Source organism: Vibrio sp. 2017_1457_13 (assembly GCF_030851525.1).
Classification (GTDB): domain Bacteria; phylum Pseudomonadota; class Gammaproteobacteria; order Enterobacterales; family Vibrionaceae; genus Vibrio; species Vibrio metschnikovii.
Genome location: NZ_VHTA01000008.1, coordinates 23,142 through 40,096 on the forward strand (window position 1 = coordinate 23,142; position 16,955 = coordinate 40,096).

General features: G+C 48.3%; 19 protein-coding genes. 11 read left to right on the forward strand and 8 right to left on the reverse strand.

What is annotated here, in order from left to right; genetic code table 11:
• The first annotated feature begins 34 nt into the window (after positions 1 to 34).
• Genes gspH through FKN88_RS12290 form a run of 7 tightly spaced genes read left to right on the forward strand, consistent with a single transcriptional unit; the run spans position 35 to position 5,027 of the window.
• The gene (gene gspH, locus FKN88_RS12260; protein ID WP_040903887.1) at positions 35 to 610 is read left to right on the forward strand and encodes a type II secretion system minor pseudopilin GspH; all 576 of its coding nucleotides are present in this window, start codon (positions 35 to 37) and stop codon (positions 608 to 610) included.
• Entirely contained in the window at positions 603 to 959 is a 357-nt protein-coding gene (gene gspI, locus FKN88_RS12265) for a type II secretion system minor pseudopilin GspI (protein ID WP_154169899.1), read from the forward strand. Before gspH ends, gspI begins: the two co-directional genes overlap by 8 nt.
• On the forward strand, positions 946 to 1,578 hold the full coding sequence (gene gspJ, locus FKN88_RS12270; protein WP_154169901.1) for a type II secretion system minor pseudopilin GspJ: 633 nt from the start codon (positions 946 to 948) through the stop codon (positions 1,576 to 1,578). Before gspI ends, gspJ begins: the two co-directional genes overlap by 14 nt.
• Positions 1,565 to 2,578 (forward strand): type II secretion system minor pseudopilin GspK, encoded by a 1,014-nt coding sequence (gene gspK, locus FKN88_RS12275; RefSeq protein ID WP_154169903.1) that lies wholly within the window; start codon positions 1,565 to 1,567, stop codon positions 2,576 to 2,578. Before gspJ ends, gspK begins: the two co-directional genes overlap by 14 nt.
• On the forward strand, positions 2,547 to 3,773 hold the full coding sequence (gspL, locus tag FKN88_RS12280; RefSeq protein ID WP_199244778.1) for a type II secretion system protein GspL: 1,227 nt from the start codon (positions 2,547 to 2,549) through the stop codon (positions 3,771 to 3,773). Before gspK ends, gspL begins: the two co-directional genes overlap by 32 nt.
• Positions 3,773 to 4,267 carry a type II secretion system protein M gene (locus FKN88_RS12285; RefSeq protein ID WP_040903895.1) on the forward strand — a complete coding sequence of 165 codons (495 nt, stop codon included), beginning with the start codon at positions 3,773 to 3,775 and terminating at the stop codon, positions 4,265 to 4,267. Before gspL ends, FKN88_RS12285 begins: the two co-directional genes overlap by 1 nt.
• Position 4,268: 1 nt before the next feature.
• Positions 4,269 to 5,027, forward strand: coding sequence for a type II secretion system protein N (locus FKN88_RS12290; protein ID WP_154169907.1), 759 nt, complete (start codon positions 4,269 to 4,271; stop codon positions 5,025 to 5,027).
• 50 nt (positions 5,028 to 5,077) lie between these two features.
• Here the strand turns inward: FKN88_RS12290 and cysQ are convergent, their stop codons facing one another.
• The 4 genes from cysQ to FKN88_RS12310 all read right to left on the reverse strand — a co-directional run bounded on the left by cysQ (position 5,078) and on the right by FKN88_RS12310 (position 8,059).
• Positions 5,078 to 5,905 (reverse strand): 3'(2'),5'-bisphosphate nucleotidase CysQ, encoded by an 828-nt coding sequence (gene cysQ / locus FKN88_RS12295; RefSeq protein WP_004394385.1) that lies wholly within the window; start codon positions 5,903 to 5,905, stop codon positions 5,078 to 5,080.
• A gap of 8 nt (positions 5,906 to 5,913) precedes the next feature.
• The gene (gene nudE / locus FKN88_RS12300) at positions 5,914 to 6,474 is read right to left on the reverse strand and encodes an ADP compounds hydrolase NudE (protein WP_154169909.1); all 561 of its coding nucleotides are present in this window, start codon (positions 6,472 to 6,474) and stop codon (positions 5,914 to 5,916) included.
• Positions 6,475 to 6,664: 190 nt separating this feature from the next.
• Positions 6,665 to 7,255 carry a Fe-S biogenesis protein NfuA gene (gene nfuA, locus FKN88_RS12305; RefSeq protein WP_170905304.1) on the reverse strand — a complete coding sequence of 197 codons (591 nt, stop codon included), beginning with the start codon at positions 7,253 to 7,255 and terminating at the stop codon, positions 6,665 to 6,667.
• 84 nt (positions 7,256 to 7,339) lie between these two features.
• Complete coding sequence (locus FKN88_RS12310) at positions 7,340 to 8,059, reverse strand: ComF family protein (RefSeq protein ID WP_306687520.1); 720 nt, start codon at positions 8,057 to 8,059, stop codon at positions 7,340 to 7,342.
• Positions 8,060 to 8,151: 92 nt separating this feature from the next.
• On the opposite strand from FKN88_RS12310, the gene bioH reads away from it, so the two are divergent.
• Positions 8,152 to 8,928, forward strand: coding sequence for a pimeloyl-ACP methyl ester esterase BioH (bioH, locus tag FKN88_RS12315; RefSeq protein ID WP_154169911.1), 777 nt, complete (start codon positions 8,152 to 8,154; stop codon positions 8,926 to 8,928).
• A gap of 121 nt (positions 8,929 to 9,049) precedes the next feature.
• Positions 9,050 to 9,520 (forward strand): ATP-dependent Lon protease, encoded by a 471-nt coding sequence (locus tag FKN88_RS12320; protein WP_154169913.1) that lies wholly within the window; start codon positions 9,050 to 9,052, stop codon positions 9,518 to 9,520.
• A gap of 294 nt (positions 9,521 to 9,814) precedes the next feature.
• Here the strand turns inward: FKN88_RS12320 and FKN88_RS12325 are convergent, their stop codons facing one another.
• Both FKN88_RS12325 and FKN88_RS12330 read right to left on the reverse strand, forming a co-directional pair.
• The gene (locus tag FKN88_RS12325; RefSeq protein ID WP_154169915.1) at positions 9,815 to 12,136 is read right to left on the reverse strand and encodes a Tex family protein; all 2,322 of its coding nucleotides are present in this window, start codon (positions 12,134 to 12,136) and stop codon (positions 9,815 to 9,817) included.
• An 84-nt stretch (positions 12,137 to 12,220) separates the two neighbouring features.
• Positions 12,221 to 12,838 (reverse strand): hypothetical protein, encoded by a 618-nt coding sequence (locus tag FKN88_RS12330; RefSeq protein WP_170906651.1) that lies wholly within the window; start codon positions 12,836 to 12,838, stop codon positions 12,221 to 12,223.
• Positions 12,839 to 12,973: 135 nt separating this feature from the next.
• Here FKN88_RS12330 and greB point away from each other — a divergent pair, with 135 nt between their 5' ends.
• The gene (gene greB / locus FKN88_RS12335) at positions 12,974 to 13,450 is read left to right on the forward strand and encodes a transcription elongation factor GreB (protein WP_154169919.1); all 477 of its coding nucleotides are present in this window, start codon (positions 12,974 to 12,976) and stop codon (positions 13,448 to 13,450) included.
• A 38-nt stretch (positions 13,451 to 13,488) separates the two neighbouring features.
• Positions 13,489 to 14,487, forward strand: a complete 999-nt coding sequence (locus FKN88_RS12340) for a LacI family DNA-binding transcriptional regulator (RefSeq protein ID WP_154169921.1) — start codon at positions 13,489 to 13,491, stop codon at positions 14,485 to 14,487.
• A gap of 20 nt (positions 14,488 to 14,507) precedes the next feature.
• On the opposite strand, the gene edd is transcribed toward FKN88_RS12340, so the two are convergent.
• Together edd and FKN88_RS12350 are read right to left on the reverse strand one after the other, a co-directional pair.
• A complete protein-coding gene (gene edd, locus FKN88_RS12345; protein ID WP_154169923.1) occupies positions 14,508 to 16,310 on the reverse strand; it encodes a phosphogluconate dehydratase in 1,803 nt (600 codons plus the stop codon).
• 2 nt (positions 16,311 to 16,312) lie between these two features.
• Positions 16,313 to 16,828: a gluconokinase gene (locus FKN88_RS12350; protein WP_004394395.1), complete on the reverse strand. Its 516-nt coding sequence runs from the start codon at positions 16,826 to 16,828 to the stop codon at positions 16,313 to 16,315.
• Positions 16,829 to 16,955 lie beyond the last annotated feature (127 nt).

The window sequence follows — 16,955 nt, forward strand, 5'->3', positions numbered from 1 at the left end:
TGCTTACCGATAACCCATTGAGCAGTCATCAGTAATGAAATTTACCCGAGGCTTTACGCTACTTGAAATCATGCTCGTATTGGTACTGATTTCAATCAGTGCGGTAGCGGTGATCGCCACGTTGCCAGCTCGACAAAATGATCAGGCTAATGTGGCTGCGCAGAGCTTGTTTCAGCGTTTACAGTTACTCAATGAAGAGGCACTGCTCAGTGGTTTTGATTTTGGCTTACGGATTGATGAGCCCAATAAACGTTTTACTTTTGTACAACTGACCGAGAAAGGCTGGCAAAAGATCGATAAAATTGGTTTTGCTGCTCAACTTAGCTTAGCCGATTCACTCAATCTCGATTTTGTTCTCGGTAGCGGCGTTTGGCAGGATAAAAACCGACTCTTCACCCCAGGATCTTTGTTTGATGAGGAGAGGTTTGCTGAGTACAAAGAACAGCAAAGCGAACCTGCGCCACAAGTATTTATTCTCTCTAGTGGTGAAATCACCCCGTTTCGTTTATTGCTTTACCCTCATCAGGAGAGCGTCGAACAAGCTTGGCAAGTCGTGGTCGAAGATAATGGGCATATTCGCCTATTCGCACCAGGAGAGAGTGATGAGTAAAAGGAAGCGCGGTTTTACGCTGTTGGAAGTTTTGGTCGCGTTAGCGATTTTTGCTACCGCGGCGATCAGTGTGATTCGAGCGGTGACTCAGCACGTCAATACGATTGGTTATCTGGAAGATAAAATGTTCGCGGCAATGGTAGCCGATAATCAGATGGCCAAGGTCATGTTAACTCCTGCTTCACTCGCGGCAAAAGAAGGCAAAGAGGAACTTGCTGGTCGCACTTGGTACTGGCGCGTTGCGCCGATTGCGACCACGGCGCCAGTGTTATCCGCCTTTGATGTCAGTGTTGCCAGCACAGAAAAAGGCCAACCTTTGGTCACGGTCAGAAGCTATGTCAGCAAATAAAGCACGCGGATTTACCTTAATCGAAGTCTTGGTAGCGATAGCGATTTTTGCCAGTTTAAGTATTGCAGCTTATCAGGTGCTTTATCAGGTCCAACTGAGTAATCAAGTTTCTGCGCAACGAGAAGCCCGATTGAGTGAGCTACAGCGCGCGATGGTGATGATGGACGCCGACTTTCGACAAATGGCGGCACGCGCTTTTCGTACTAATGGTGAAGCTCCGACCGGACTCCTTGTCCAGTGGCGAGATTATTTGCTCGATTCAGATGAAAAAGGCGTGTTATTTACCCGCTTAGGTTGGCATAACCCCCAGCAACAGTTTCCGCGTGGTGAAGTACTTAAAGTCGGTTATCGTTTAAAAGATCATGTCCTAGAAAGAGTCTGGTGGCGTTATCCTGATACCCCCGTTGCACAAGAGCCAGTCATTGCGCCTGTGTTGAGCGAGGTTGAGAGCTGGTCGATGCGCTTTTATCAACGGGGAGAGTGGTCAGAGCAATGGGAATCGGAGCGTCGGTTGCCTGAAGCGGTGAGCGTGCGCTTAATACTGAAAGATTATGGTGAGATTGAGCGAGTCTATTTATTAACTGGCGCTTCATTAGGAGAAGCCGATGGTGCGTCCTAATGCCCAGCGCGGTGTCGCGTTAATCGTTGTGCTGCTGCTGCTGGCGGTGATGGTTTCGATTGCTGCGACGATGTCGCAGCGTATGTTTAGTCAGTTTCAACGTGCTAATCACCAACTGGGCTATCAGCAAGCGTATTGGTATACATTGGGGGTGGAGGCGTTAGCCAAAGCGGCGATTGAACAGAGTTATCAAGACAGTGATGTGATCAGTTTGAATCAGCCTTGGTCTCAACAACATCAAACTTATCCGCTAGATTATGGCGTGGTAACGGGTAGTTTAGTTGATGCCCAAGCTTGTTTTAATCTTAATGCATTTGCTGGTTTGCTGCCCAGCAACGAACCAACGCCACCTTATCTCTATCGAGTATGGCGCGCGTTGTTGGATGAAGTAGAGATTGATAATTTTCAAGCCGAAACGATTGCTGATGCGACATGGGATTTTATTGATGCCGATGATCGGGTTAATCGCTCCAATGGTGCAGAAGATAGCTTGTATGAATCGATGACACCAGCGTATTTACCGCCAAATGGTTTATTGGCCGATGCCAGTGAATTGCGGGCAGTGTATCAAGTGAGTGGCGAAGCAATGCATCAGTTGTCATCGTATGTCTGTGCACTACCGACTCAAGATTGGCGTTTAAATATCAATACCTTACCACCAGAAAAAGCGCCATTATTGGTGGCCATGTTTAGCCCGTATTTAAATGAGGCCAACGCTAAGTCTGTGTTAGAATCTCGCCCCTTTGATGGTTGGGATAGCGTGGCGAGTTTTCTCGCCGAGCCTGCGATCGCGGCCGTCGATAATGCGCGTCGTGAAGAGGCTCGGGCGTATTTAAGTGTCGATAGTCACTATTTTGAATTGGATGCACAGGTGATGGTGGATACGTCCCGAGTACGTGTTCGTAGTCTGTTTTACAGTAGTAATAAAAAGGATGCTACGGTAGTTAGCCGTCGCTATGGAGGAGTCAGTGAGCGAAAGCTTGATCGTTCGGCTGAGTAGTCAACAAAATGCAGTTATCCCTTGGTTAGTTTGGTCATCGACTCAGCAACAAGTGATCGCCAGTGGTGAACTAAGCAATGGACAACAACTCGAACAACTGACCCCACACGCGGTTCAGCGTTCAACGATAGTTTTGCTATCAACCAGCGACTTACTGTTAACTCAAGTCACGATCCCTGCAGGAGGCAGTCGGCAGTTTGCCGCCATGCTTCCCTATCTTTTAGAAGAAGAGATCGCGCAAGATGTTGATGAACTGCATTTTAGCGTATTAGGTAAACAAGGCGATCAAGCCTTTGTTGCTGGCGTTGATCGTGCCTGGTTACAGACCATGCTGGAGCAGTTACAAACGTTAGGACTAGACGTTAAGCGAGTGGTCCCCGATGTGTTAGCTTTGCCAGTGCATGATGAGGGGTTAAGCGCTGGTCAAATGGGTGAGCAATGGCTGGTACGTAAAGGCGAATATAGCGGATTATCGGTTGATAAGGACTGGTTAACGTGGTTTTGTGCGTCGGACTGGGTTAAGAATCAGACCGAGTATTTACCTCTCACGGCTTATACTCCTTTACCTGAACTTCCCTTGAGTGAGCAACAATCCTGGCAGTCGATGGCTTGCCCGTCGTTGTTGGTGCTGCTCACTGAGCAAGTGCTCACACATAAAATAAATTTGCTGACTGGGCCTTTTAAGCCCAAATCCTCTTGGAATAAATATTGGTTGATTTGGCGTAAGGCCGTTATCGCTGGTCTGTTTTTGCTGGTGGTATTGATGACCAGTTATGGTTTACAAGTTCATAAAGATACGCAGCTCGCGCAAAGCTATCGTGATGAAAGTGAACGTATTTTTAGAGAGATTTTTCCTGATAAGCAGCGTATTCCAACCGTCAGTTATTTGAGACGACAGATGACGGATGAGTTAACGGCGCTCTCTGGTTCAGCGCAAGGTGAAGATGTCCTAAGTTGGTTCAGCCGATTACCAGAGACGATTGGTAGTGTAACTGATATGCAAGTGCAAAGTTTACGTTTTGACGGCAATCGCAGTGAAGTGCGTCTTGATGTCACTAGTAGTGATTTTCAATCGTTTGAACAAGCGAGAGTCAAGTTAGCGGAGTACTTTTCGGTCGAGCAAGGTCAGCTCAGCCGTAATGAGCAACGGGTATCTGGATCGTTTGTTTTGAAACCTAAGGAAGGGAGTGAGTAATGAAAGATAAATTAACTCCACTTTATCTATGGTGGCAAAGTATTAGTCAGCGTGAGCAACGCTTATTATCGGTCGCGGTGCTCTGTTTGGTGCTCGGGTTCGTCTATTGGGGGGCAATTGCACCGCTCAATCAACGTAGTCAGGAAGCAAAAACTCGCATTCAAAGTGAACGCCAATTATTACAATGGGTTGAAAATACGGCCGATCAAATTAGCGCTCTACGTCAGCAAGGCGGTGTGGTGCGCTCTGCTCAACCGTTAAACCAAGTGATCGCCGCATCGACTGGGCAATTCAATATTGAGTTGGTCAGAGTGCAGCCGCGTGGCGACCGTATGCAAGTATGGATTCAACCAGTACCATTTACCCAGTTGGTTGCTTGGTTGGCTCATTTAAAAGAGCGGCAAGGGATTGAGGTTGAGTTTATGGATCTCGAACGCGGTAAAGTTTCGGGCATGGTAGAAGTCAGACGTCTACAGTTTAAGCGGGTCGGATAACATGAAGCGTATTATTGGCTATTTGAGTCTATTTATCTCGGTCGCTTTCGTTAGTGCGCTGCTTCACCTTCCCGCTCATGTCGTGATTAAGCACCTTCCATTACCTTCAGGTTTAGCTTTGCAAGGTGTTAAAGGGACTATTTGGAACGGCAGCGCGAGTCAAGTTCGTTGGCAGCAACAGAATGCGGGGGCGATTCAATGGCAGTGGCAATGGTCGGCGCTGTTAAAAGCCCAAGCACGGCTAGCGGTGCGTTTTGGACGGGGTAGTGATGTACAGTGGCAAGGACGTGGTGTGGTTGGTTATGGTTGGTCGGGCCCTTTTGCTGAACATCTGGTGATCTCCTTACCGGCCAAGCAGCTACAACCTTATTTAACCTTACCTATTCCTCTGACCCTTGAAGGACAAGTGGAGCTGACTTTACGTGATTATCGCTACCGTACTCCTTGGTGTGACACAGCGCAAGGCGTGATGACTTGGGATCAAGGTCAAGTTGGTTCACCACTTGGTGAGCTAGCGTTAGGAGCGGTGGTTGCTGATTTTACTTGTCAGCAGAGTGTGTTTGAAATAACGGGCGGTCAACAGACGGAGCAAGTAAGCAGTGAGTTTTCGTTACGGCTTCAGGCAGATCGAAGCTTTGCAGCTCAAGCTTGGTTTAAGCCGGGCGCACAATTTCCCGCATCGCTGGCTCAGCAGTTAGATTATTTACCCAGTCCAGATAGCCAAGGTCGTTACTCGTTTAGTCAACAAGGACGTCTGTAAAGTGGTCATGAAGGTTTAAGAGGGACGTGCAGGGGATGCCCTGCACGTTGCTAATCTTTTATCTTTAATATTTCATCCCAAGGCAAATCGGCATCGCCTAACACGATGAAATTCGGATTCTCTAGGGTATCTCGTTCATTGTACGACAGGGGATCGAGTTGAGTATTTAAGATCCGCCCACCGGCCTCTTCGACAATGCATTGTGTCGCGGCGGTATCCCATTCTCCGGTTGGTCCTAGGCGTAGATAACAATCAACCGCACCTTCAGCGACTAAACACGCTTTGAGCGCCGCTGAACCAAGCGGGATTAAATCGTAATTCCATTGATGGCTTAAACGCTGAGTGATGCGATTAATGTCTTGTCGGCGACTGATGGCGATAGCGATTGATTGACCGGCTAACTCATGCTTATGACTATAAATACGCAGACTTTCTGACATATCGGGAATTTTCCATGCCCCTTTGCCCTGATAAGCATAATAAGTGACGCCAGAAACGGGTCCATACACCACCCCCATCACTGGTCGGTTATGTTCCACTAAGGCAATCACAGTCGCGAAGTCTCCGCTGCGCGCAATAAACTCTTGGGTACCATCGAGAGGGTCAACCAGCCAGTAGCGCTGCCACGTTTCACGGGTTTCTAAACCAATATTCGCGGCTTCTTCAGAAAGAACCGGAATGTCTGGAGTGAGTTCCATTAACCGTTCAGTGACTAATTTGTGGGCGGCGAGATCGGCGCTGGTGACTGGCGTTTCATCACTTTTTACAAACGATTCGTAAGATTTATTCTCGTATATATCAAGAATCAGTTGGCCTGCAGAGCGGGCAATGCTGATCACATCAGGTAAAAGATGAGAGAGATCTTTGGCTGTGGGCATGATACTTCCTATTCGTTTGCGGCAATAGACAAGTGACGAAGAGCCAGCAATAAAGCGGTAATACTGCGAGCTTCACTAAAATCAAGATGGGTTAATAACTCTTCGGCTTGTGCTAAAGGCCAGCGTATGACTTCGAGTGGCTCCGGTTCATCACCAATTAACTGATCTGAGTATAGGTCTTGTGCAATAAAAAGTGTCATTCGACTGGAGAAGTAGGAGGGGGCAAGCACCACTTCTTTGAGCGGAATTAAACGATCGGCTCCCATACCAATCTCTTCTTTTAATTCGCGAACAGCAGCTTGTTCTGCGGATTCTCCAGCATCGATCAAACCTTTGGGAAAGCCGAGTTCATAGCGCTCTGTGCCTGCTGCGTATTCCCGAACCAGCAACAAATCGCCTTGAGCGGTGATCGGTACCATCATGACGGCATGACGCCCACTGGGCTTCATACGCTCATAGGTACGCTGTTCGCCATTCGAGAAGCGGAGGTCGAGAGCTTCAATCGTAAACAGTTTAGATTGGGCGACGGCGCGTTGCGCTAAAATTTCTGGTGCTGTTTTCGAGGACATCCACTAACTCCTTGGCAGGCAAACTATTCTTACTATATAAGAAAATGAGATAGGTGGAAATATCTCCCTTTTACTTGCTGTATTGGCCGTACGGATCATATTGACGCCATCAATCGTGCTGAACGTTCAACCCGCGAGAAGGGGGAATACACAAACAGCGTAAGTCACGCCTGCGCTGTTTGTCTCTGATTTAGTAGTAAGAGTGGTCGCCGCGATCATGTTCCGTTGCATCACGTACCGCGGTTAGCTCGCCAGCAAATTGGGCCAATAGTTCTTTCTCAATGCCTTCTTTTAGAGTGACATCGACCATCGAGCAGCCATTACAACCACCACCAAATTGCAGTAAAGCGATACCCTCATCGGTAATGTTCACTAAGCTCACGTGACCGCCATGCCCAGCAAGTTGAGGGTTAACTTGAGTTTGAATCGCATACTCAACGCGCGCCATTAATGGGGCATCATCGTCTACTTTGCGCATTTTAGCGTTTGGCGCTTTAAGGGTAAGTTGTGAGCCCATTTTATCGGTCACAAAATCAATTTCAGCGTTTTCGAGGAACGGTAAGCTGAGTTCATCGACATACGCAGAAAAATCAGTGAAAGGGATCACGGTATCGGTTTTTTCTACTGCTTCTGGTGGACAATAAGAGACGCCACACTCGGCATTTTGTGTTCCGGGATTAACCACAAACACACGAATGTTCGTTCCTTCGGGTTGCTGTGCCAAGAGTTTGGCAAAATGAGACTGAGCGGATTCAGTAATAACGATAGTAGTTGTTGACACGACGAATACCTGAGTAATTTTGTAGGTTATTTGCTAGCCATTCTACTCCAGTCGCGCCGAGGATCCAGCCCTTTTTTACTTCGATTATGGCTGGAATGCATCGCTCGGCTCAGGAGTGCGGCATAAGCAATAAATATCAATCCTTTCGATGCCAACTTCAAGCAGTAAATCACATAATTGTCGGATAGTGCTACCGGTAGTGACCACATCGTCGACGATAGCGACATGGTTAACGTGTGGAATCGATAGACGTTGAAATGCACCAGATAAATTTTTCTCACGCTGTGATTTGGTTAATTGTTGTTGAGCGGGAGTGGAGCGAGTGCGGGTAAACAGATGCGGGTCAAACTGGCTACCTACGTGCTTGGCAAGGGGGCGAGCAAGACGCTCGCTTTGATTAAACCCTCTTTGCCATTGTCTGCGCCAGTGTAATGGGACGCAAGTGATCAGCGGAGCTGGCTCAGTGATGCATTCAGAGAGTCGAGCGGCTAAATGACGTGCTTGCCAAAACTGACGCTGATATTTAAGTTGATGAATGGCGTGACTCAATGGGAATCGGTAGTCACCGATGCAAAACAGCCGTTGCCAAGGGGGAGGGGAACGTAAGCATTGACCACATTGGGGAGTGATGGTTAGGCAAGGTAAACCACAGCGCTGGCAACGAAGGGTGGGAGCATACCAAGCTTGGCAGGCGTGGCAAGTACCATGCTGCGCTTGAGGCTCTAAAGGCAGATGGCATAAGCTGCAGGTTGGCGTGAGCCAAGCGTGGGTGATAGTCGATATCCGATCTCGCCACATTGACATAATAAACCTCGGATGATGCGATAGAGATTGAGGTAAAGTATGGCGAAGATAGTCGCCTTAAGAGGCGGGTTTTAGTAGGAGAAAATGTGAACATGACCGAAAAGCTGTACTGGCAAGTGATAGGCGAAGGGCCTGATCTGGTGCTGATTCACGGATGGGGAATGAATGGTGCTGTGTGGCAGCAAACCAGTCAACGGTTACAAACCCAGTTTCGTGTCCATATCCTGGATTTGCCCGGTTATGGTTATAGCGCTCAATCGTCAGCAGCGAGTTTAGCCGAGATCGCTCAAGTGGTATTGGACCAAGCACCGTCGCAGGCGATCTGGGTGGGATGGTCTTTAGGGGGATTAATTGCTACCCATATCGCGCTGCATTACCCGCAACGAGTTACCCAGTTAGTCACGGTTGCTTCGTCACCTAAATTTACCGCCAGCGAGCAAGAGACGCCAGTATGGCGGGGAATCAAACCACAGGTATTGGATACCTTTACCGACCAGTTGTTAACCGATTTACCCTTGATGATTGAGCGGTTTATTGCTTTACAAGCCATGGGTAGCCCGAGTGCGCGTCAAGAAATTAAAGCGCTTAAGCAAGCGGTATTAGCACGGCCAATGCCGACTCACCAAGCGTTATTAACCGGATTACAACTGCTTTCCGAGACCGATATGCGTCAGCAACTGACTCAGTTAACCATGCCAGTGCTGCGTATGTATGGTCGATTGGATGGATTAGTCCCACTGCGTGTTGCAGAGGCTGTGCATCAACTGCAAACCAATAGTCAGACCTCTATTTTCCAAGCCTCTTCGCATGCGCCTTTTATGACCGAGCAAGACGCCTTTTGTCAGCAATTGCTCAGCTTTGCAAAATAACAGTAAATTTTGTTGCCGATTAGTGAATAAGCGCTAAAAAACCGCCACGATTGGTCGATACATAAGTTATCCCTAACGGTAGCTTAATCGAAGGGGGTGCGACACTGAGGAGGACTCGGTTATGATCGTGTCACCGACTAATGTTAGCGTGCCACTTATCGCCCCGTCAGTGAACGTGCAAACAGAGCAAGCGTCACGAGATAATCGGATACGTGCGCCTGTTACGGCACCGGTAGAGCTCACCAAAAGCCAAGCTGAGCGTAAAACCAAAGCAGAGGACAAGCGGCGTAAACAATCCGCTTGGGATCCTGCAGAGCATCCTAACTATGAGCAAGAGAGTGATCAAGAGTCTAAACGACGACAGCGTGAAGCACTACGCAGTGAATTGGATCGGTTGTTTGATTTATTAGCACTGTCTTCTTACAGTGAGGAGCAAGGTAAAGGCTATACAATGCGTTTTCGGTTGCCAAAGCGGATCATTGATGCGGCAATAACTGAAGGCAAAATGGCGAAACGACGGACAGTGATTAAATTTCATTACGGTCATTCTGTAGCGCCTAATACGCCATCAGAAGTGATAGCGATCCTGTAGTTATCATTGAGCATAAGCTGGAATGATAAGGTGAATAAAAAATCCCCACAGCCAATGCTGCGGGGATTTGTTTTTACCAAGTAGAGTATTGACGATGTGTTGATATCCCCTTCCTACTTGAAGTTGCAGGGGTGTTAGCTACGTTCGTTCACCCCAATCACATCGCCTGTTTATGCTCATCGGGATGATGAGAGCCGTCCTTGACTCTCCCTCAAAGCTAGCCTACGGCTGTTCAAATAGGTCACTCACTTGCCTTCTACCTGTAACGCCAAGTTGTTGGGGTATGCGTTGGCGTTATTTTTTCGCTTTAGCAAAGGCGGCCGCAAAGGCACCGCCCATCGCGCCATTTTGCGCTGGTTCATCTCGGCGACGAGGAGGCGGCGAAGTTTGCTGACGCGCTTGAGTGGTGGATGACGGGCGTTGTCCGCGGCTATCTTGTCCCGGCTCGTCGTTTAAACGCATAGATAGTGCAATCCGCTTACGTTGTACGTCGACTTCCATGACTTTGACCTTGACGATGTCACCCGCTTTCACCACGTCGCGTGGGTCAGCGATGAAACGGTCGGTTAGAGCGGAGATGTGCACTAAACCATCTTGATGCACACCAATATCAACGAAAGCGCCAAAATTCGCTACGTTAGACACCACGCCTTCCAAAATCATCCCCACTTCGAGATCTTTCATCTCATTGACTCCATCAGCAAAGGTCGCCGTTTTGAATTCCGGGCGAGGATCGCGTCCCGGTTTATCCAGCTCTTTAATGATGTCGGTAATGGTTGGTAGGCCAAAATGCTCATCGGTATAATCGACCGCGCGTAGCGAGCGCAAAAAGGTACTGTTACCAATCAATGATTTAATATCTTGCTGGTTTTTCTCAGCAATCGCTTTGACCACCGGATAAGCTTCAGGGTGGACCGCAGAGGCGTCGAGTGGATTTTTCCCCGCCATAATCCGCAAGAACCCCGCACATTGCTCAAAGGCTTTGGGGCCAAGACGCGGTACTTTTTTCAAGCTGGTTCGTCCTTCAAAGCGGCCATGCTCATCACGATATTGAACAATATTTTGTGCTAATGCTGCAGATAAGCCAGCAACGCGAGTCAGGAGTGCAGCCGAGGCGGTATTGACATCGACCCCAACGGCGTTCACACAGTCTTCGACCACCGCATCAAGACGCTTGGCGAGCAACGTTTGGCTGACATCGTGTTGGTATTGACCTACACCAATCGATTTAGGATCAATTTTGACCAATTCTGCCAATGGATCTTGCAAACGACGAGCAATGGATACGGCACCGCGCAGTGAGACGTCCATATTGGGAAACTCTTTCGCGGCCAGTTCAGAGGCAGAATACACCGAGGCCCCCGCTTCGCTGACGATGATTTTTTGTACCTTAAGATTGCCGCGTTTAATTAAGTCGGCAACAAAAGTATCGGTTTCACGTGAGGCGGTACCGTTACCGATGGCAATCAGATCCACCTGATGTTTGTTGACCAATGCTGCGACGGTTTGCATCGCTCGCTCGTATTGATTTTGTGGTACATGCGGATAAATGGTGTCGGTGGCGAGTACTTTTCCGGTTGCATCGACGACGGCGACTTTACAGCCCGTCCGCAGCCCCGGATCGAGCCCCAATGTTGCACGAGGGCCAGCTGGCGCTGCCATGAGGAGATCTTTGAGGTTATTAGCAAACACATCGATAGCCTCAATCTCCGCACGTTCTTTCATCGCGGCCATCAGCTCAGTCTCCATGTGCATCGAGACTTTAATTCGCCACGCCCAACTGATCACTTGCTGACGCCATTGATCTGCGGGAGCTTGACTGAGATGCAACTGATAATGCTCGGCGATTAAGGTTTCGCAATACGAGTGGCGTAGGCTCTCATCTTGCTGAGGGTCGGCATTTAAGCTCAGAGTTAAGAAGCCTTCGTTACGGCCACGCAGCATGGCTAAAGCACGATGTGATGGTGTTTTACTGATCAGCTCTCGGTGATCAAAATAGTCTTTAAACTTTTCACCCGCTTGCTCTTTACCTGCCACGACTTGAGCAACAATCTCCGCGTGACGGGTTAAATAGTGGCGTATTTTGGCTAATAGGTCGGCATCTTCAGCGATGCGCTCCATGATGATCGCTCGTGCGCCATCCAATGCCGCTTTACTATCGGCAACACCTTTATTGACGTCGATATAAGCTAAAGCGGCTTGCTCTGGTTCGATATCCCCTTGTAACCACAAGCGATCCGCTAACGGTTCAAGACCGGCTTCAATGGCGATTTGACCTTTGGTGCGTCGTTTCGGCTTATAAGGTAGGTAGAGATCTTCTAAGCGAGTTTTGTTGTCAGCGGCAAGAATCGCTTGTTCGAGCTCTGGAGTGAGCTTACCTTGCTCTTGAATCGATTTAAGAATCGTCTGACGGCGCTCATCCATTTCTCGCAAATAACTTAAACGGGTATCTAAGTGACGCAGTTGCGTATCATCTAATCCTCCCGTTACCTCTTTGCGGTAGCGAGCAATAAATGGCACTGTGTTGCCGTCATCAATTAAGCTAACGGCGGCGATAATTTGTGTAGGGCTGACATTCAGCTCGTTGGCAATCTGTTGGCAGATAGCGTGGCTCATCCGTGGTCTCTCTGTCTATCAATGATATACGGATTGTACGTAGCCAATTATCTGCTGCAACGTCTTTTATGCCATTGCTTAGTATTACGAACGATTTTTAACGAAACTCAGACAAGCGGAGTAAAAAATAAAGCCGTAACCCAGAAGCTCTAACCCTTCTTGTAGGGCATTTTTGAAGCCGTGCTCATAGGAATCCCCCATGATTCCGATCCAAAATAGATTGCCACTGCCAAACACTCGGCTAAAGATAAGCAGAATTAACAGGCCAATTAACAAAAAGGGATAGGCTTTGGTTTGAGTAAAATCGGCCATCGGTTTCAGTACTGTACCTTGGCAACGAAATTTGGCATAACCGATGGATAATAGTGCACAAAATAATGCGGGAATAACCCAAAAGCCATGCCAAAGAAGATCAAAAAACTGGTCAAGTTCACGAATCACAATGCATAAGAAAAAACCTGCCACAAGGGTATAGAAACCACGGGCTTGTGGTAATTTGTAGGCCAGTTTTGCAAATAATAGTGCACTGATTAGAGCAAACAGTTCTTGGGTAATTTCGGTAGCTCCAATTTCTGGTACACCGTGTTGGAAAATGTTGAGATCCACATAGACCATGATGGGAGCCAGTAACGTTAAGAAAGTCAGTAATAGAGCTTCGAGAATGTGTCGTTGAACCGTCTGCCAAGCGGTAAGCTGTCTCATTGGGATATCCTAGTTATGGGGGAAATGGTTAATATATTATATGAACACTGTTTTTAATTTCAAGTTTTTACGTGACTCTTGTCACGAAAATAAATTATTTTAATTTTTGTAATTATCTTGTCATTGAGGTAGATAGTGAAAACGAAACTGATTACACGTGCTGGTTATGAAAAGCTTAAGCAAGAGCATGATCATCTATGGCATGAAAAACGCCCGGAAATTACCAAGATTGTCACTTGGGCGGCCAGCCTAGGCGACCGCTCTGAAAATGCCGATTACACCTTCAATAAGCGTTTGTTGCGTCAGATCGACCGTCGGGTGCGCTATTTGCGTAAATTATTACCAGAGCTGAAGATTGTTGATTACTCGCCACAGCAAGAGGGTAAAGTGTTTTTTGGTGCTTGGGTTGAGATTGAAAATGAAGCGGGCGAGCGAAAAACGTTACGCATTGTCGGACCAGAAGAGATTTATGGTGACGCTAAAAACTACATTTCTATCGATTCACCGATGGCGCGCGCCTTGTTGAAAAAACAAGTCGATGAAGAAGTCACCGTAAAAACCCCAACCGGTGATAAACTCTGGTTCATTAATACCATTCGTTACGAAAAATAGTTACCCCATTGGTTCGTCAAGTTGGGGCTAGGAAAAATATGCACAAAAAAAACAGACCGACTCTGCAAGATATTGCTGATCAAGTCGGCATTACCAAAATGACCGTCTCGCGTTACATGCGCGATCCTAATTCCGTGGCAAAAGTCACCCAACAAAAAATTGCCGCGGTGGTTGAGCAGCTTGGTTATATCCATAACCGTGTTCCTGCAATTATGTCTAAATCGTCCAGTCGGGCCATTGGGATCATATTGCCTTCGCTCTCTAACCAAGTGTTTGCTCATTTGGTGCAAGGCATCGAAGAGGTTACTCAGGCCGCAGGCTACGATACCTTAATTGCCCACACCGGTTATAACCCCCAAGTTGAAGAAAACAAAATTGCCGCGTTTCTTTCTTATCGGGTGGATGGATTAATTTTAACCGAAACCAATCATACTGAACGCAGTCGGCAAATGCTCAAATCCGCGGGGATTCCGGTGGTTGAAACGATGGAAATCCCGACCCAACCGATTGACATGGCTGTTGGGTTAGATCACGAACAAATTTCGTATCAGGTCGTGCAGCAGATGATCGCCCGTGGTCGACAGCAGGTTATCTATCTTGGCGCTCGGTTAGACACGCGAACTCAACTGCGTCAGCAAGGTTATGAGCGAGCCATGCGTGAAGCGGGTCTTCAGCCGATGCAGGTGTCGACTGGTGAGCATTCCAGTTTTACCTTGGGCGGTATTTTGCTACAACAGGCGTTGCAACAGTACCCAGCGCTGGATGGTATTTTTTGCACCAATGATGATTTAGCGGTCGGGGCGATGATGTATTGTCATCACCATCGTATTGCGGTCCCACAGCAGATTGCCGTCGTGGGGTACAATGCGTTGGATATCGGGCAGGCAATTGTGCCGCGTTTAACCAGTGTGGAAACGCCCCGTTTGGCGATTGGTAAAAAAAGTGCCGAGCTATTGCTGGCGGCACTCTCTGGTCAAGCTGTCGAGCCGAAGGTTTATGATTTAGGCTATCGATTAACCCATGGCGAAAGCTGGTAATTGCTTGCGCTGTCTAGCGATTAACGGGTGAATAAAAAGCTCGCGCCTTGATCCGCCGAAGTCACGTGTTGGCGAGCGAGGGTGAATAGTTCTCGCCCCCAACTCTGTTGATCCTGTTCAGTCAGCGCTGGCTGCGCCACGCGTTGACTTAAATCGTCTAAACAGGTGAGCTCACCCTTGGTGGCATCCAATCTCAGTAAATCACCATCGCGCAGTAATCCTATCGCGCCCCCGCGCAGTGCTTCAGGAGAGACGTGGATCGCGGCGGGGATTTTTCCTGAAGCGCCAGATAAGCGACCATCGGTCACTAATGCGATTTTAAAGCCGGCCTTTTGTACATTGCCGAGGATTGGCATCAATTTATGCAGTTCAGGCATTCCATTGGCCGCTGGGCCGCTGTAACGAACCACCACAATGCAATCTTGATTCAGCTCGCCGCGTTGATAAGCCGTTTCCACGTCATGTTGTGAATTAAACACTTTAGCGGGAGCCTCAACGATATGATGAGAGGGTTTGACTGCCGAGACTTTGATCACCGCTTGGCCAAGGTTACCGCTCAGTACCTTAATCCCTCCGGTTGATTGAAATTGCTGATGCTGAGCGGCGATCACGCTCGCATCCAGCGTCTCATCGCAAGCTTGCCAACTGAGTTGCCCCTCGGTTAACACTGGGCGAGTTAATTGATCGGCAAACTGACCGAAAGCGGGCGTGACATCGGTATGCAGCAGATTTCGCTCATTGAGACGGGTGAGCAGCATCGGTACTCCTCCCGCCGCTTCAAAAGCATTAATATCAGCGCTACCATTCGGATAAATATTGGTTAATAACGGCACGATTTGCGATAAATCGCTGATGTCTTGCCAAGTTAAGAGCAGCCCAGCGGCTCGTGCAACCGCGAGCATGTGAATGGTGTGATTGGTACTGCCACCCGAAGCCAGTAAGGCGACAAGGCCATTGACCAAACTTTTCTCGTTGATCACTGTACTCAGTGGTCGGTAATTCGGTGTGCCCGGAGCCATCGCTGCAATCGCGTTGGCCGCATAGGCGGTTAAGGCATGACGTAATGGATTATTCGGTGCAACAAAAGCAGACCCAGGTAACATCAAACCCATGGCTTCAAACACCAATTGATTGGTGTTGGCGGTGCCGTAAAAGGTACACGTACCGGGGGAGTGATAAGAATGACACTCCATATCGAGCAGTGCTTCGCGGCCGACTTGCCCCGCGCTGTATTGCTGGCGAATCTCGACTTTTTGTTCATTACTGATTCCAGTGCCCATTGGGCCAGCGGGAATAAAAGCGGTCGGTAGGTGAGCATAACTGAGCGCGCCGATTAATTGTCCCGGGGCAATTTTATCGCAGATACCAAGCAGTAAAGTGCCATCAAACATGTTGTGACTGAGCGACATCGCGGTGGCTTGGGCTATCATGTCTCGGGAGAACAGCGACATATCCATCCCTGGCTGACCTTGAGTCACGCCATCGCACATCGCCGGTACGCCACCGGCGACTTGCGCCGTGTGTCCACTGGTCTGTAACGCGGCTTTGATGCGCGCAGGGTAATCAAGATATACTTGATGGGCACTGAGCATGTCATTATAAGCGGTGATGATCGCAAGGTTTGATTTGGTTAAATCAAGAATATGTGATTTTTCGCTTTGACAAGAGGCCGCAATCGCATGAGCTAAGTTACCGCATGATAAACTGGCTTTGCCTTTTCCTGCGGCGAGTTGTTGAGCGGTTCTGGTTAAAAATGCGTGACGAAGTTCACGACTGCGCTGTGCAATTCGTTCGGTGACTTGCAAGAGGAGCGGCTGAGTCATGGTTATTCCTCCCGAGCTTGTAGGGCGAGGATCGCTTGATTGACCACTTCCTCAATGTCACCGTCAATACTGATGGTGAGAACATCGTGTTCTGTTTCGCTGGGGCGTTCTAAGGTAGCAAATTGGCTATCGAGCATGCTGGTTTTCATAAAGTGACCCTGCCGCGCTTGCATCCGTTCTATAATCAGTGCTTTATCACCGTCCAGAAACAGAAACGTCACCTGTTGATTGCCATCGCGAATTTGATCGCGATAGCTTTTTTTCAGAGCCGAACAGACGATGATGCCTTGCTCACTCTTATTTTCTAAGCTAAAAGCCGCGTCACGAATCCGTTCTAACCAAGGGGCGCGGTCGTGGTCATTGAGTGGCTGACCTTGGCGCATTTTTTCAATGTTGGCGCGAGGATGCAAATCATCACCATCGATAAATTTTGCTTGCAGACGTTCAGCAATGCGTGCCCCAATGGTGCTTTTTCCACAGCCACTGACACCCATCACAATAATGCTTTTACCAGTCATATCGACTCCTTAGTCCGAGATCTGAGCGAGATCCCAATTTTTAACTTTGCCTAACGAATTGGCTTTATCTTAATCTTGTTATCGGTAACATGTTACCCGTAACTTATAGATTTGTGAACCGAAACAC

What these genes read in the sequence shown, in the direction of transcription:
- FKN88_RS12350 (WP_004394395.1), bottom strand. Translation starts at nt 16,828, where the DNA reads ATGACTGGTAAAAGCATTATTGTGATGGGTGTCAGTGGCTGTGGAAAA.
- FKN88_RS12340 (WP_154169921.1), top strand. Translation starts at nt 13,489, where the DNA reads ATGCACAAAAAAAACAGACCGACTCTGCAAGATATTGCTGATCAAGTC.
- gspI (WP_154169899.1), top strand. Translation starts at nt 603, where the DNA reads ATGAGTAAAAGGAAGCGCGGTTTTACGCTGTTGGAAGTTTTGGTCGCG.
- FKN88_RS12325 (WP_154169915.1), bottom strand. Translation starts at nt 12,136, where the DNA reads ATGAGCCACGCTATCTGCCAACAGATTGCCAACGAGCTGAATGTCAGC.
- FKN88_RS12310 (WP_306687520.1), bottom strand. Translation starts at nt 8,059, where the DNA reads ATGTCAATGTGGCGAGATCGGATATCGACTATCACCCACGCTTGGCTC.
- edd (WP_154169923.1), bottom strand. Translation starts at nt 16,310, where the DNA reads ATGACTCAGCCGCTCCTCTTGCAAGTCACCGAACGAATTGCACAGCGC.
- cysQ (WP_004394385.1), bottom strand. Translation starts at nt 5,905, where the DNA reads ATGCCCACAGCCAAAGATCTCTCTCATCTTTTACCTGATGTGATCAGC.
- FKN88_RS12285 (WP_040903895.1), top strand. Translation starts at nt 3,773, where the DNA reads ATGAAAGATAAATTAACTCCACTTTATCTATGGTGGCAAAGTATTAGT.
- gspJ (WP_154169901.1), top strand. Translation starts at nt 946, where the DNA reads ATGTCAGCAAATAAAGCACGCGGATTTACCTTAATCGAAGTCTTGGTA.
- FKN88_RS12320 (WP_154169913.1), top strand. Translation starts at nt 9,050, where the DNA reads ATGATCGTGTCACCGACTAATGTTAGCGTGCCACTTATCGCCCCGTCA.
- gspK (WP_154169903.1), top strand. Translation starts at nt 1,565, where the DNA reads ATGGTGCGTCCTAATGCCCAGCGCGGTGTCGCGTTAATCGTTGTGCTG.
- gspH (WP_040903887.1), top strand. Translation starts at nt 35, where the DNA reads ATGAAATTTACCCGAGGCTTTACGCTACTTGAAATCATGCTCGTATTG.
- bioH (WP_154169911.1), top strand. Translation starts at nt 8,152, where the DNA reads ATGACCGAAAAGCTGTACTGGCAAGTGATAGGCGAAGGGCCTGATCTG.
- FKN88_RS12290 (WP_154169907.1), top strand. Translation starts at nt 4,269, where the DNA reads ATGAAGCGTATTATTGGCTATTTGAGTCTATTTATCTCGGTCGCTTTC.
- FKN88_RS12330 (WP_170906651.1), bottom strand. Translation starts at nt 12,838, where the DNA reads ATGAGACAGCTTACCGCTTGGCAGACGGTTCAACGACACATTCTCGAA.
- nudE (WP_154169909.1), bottom strand. Translation starts at nt 6,474, where the DNA reads ATGTCCTCGAAAACAGCACCAGAAATTTTAGCGCAACGCGCCGTCGCC.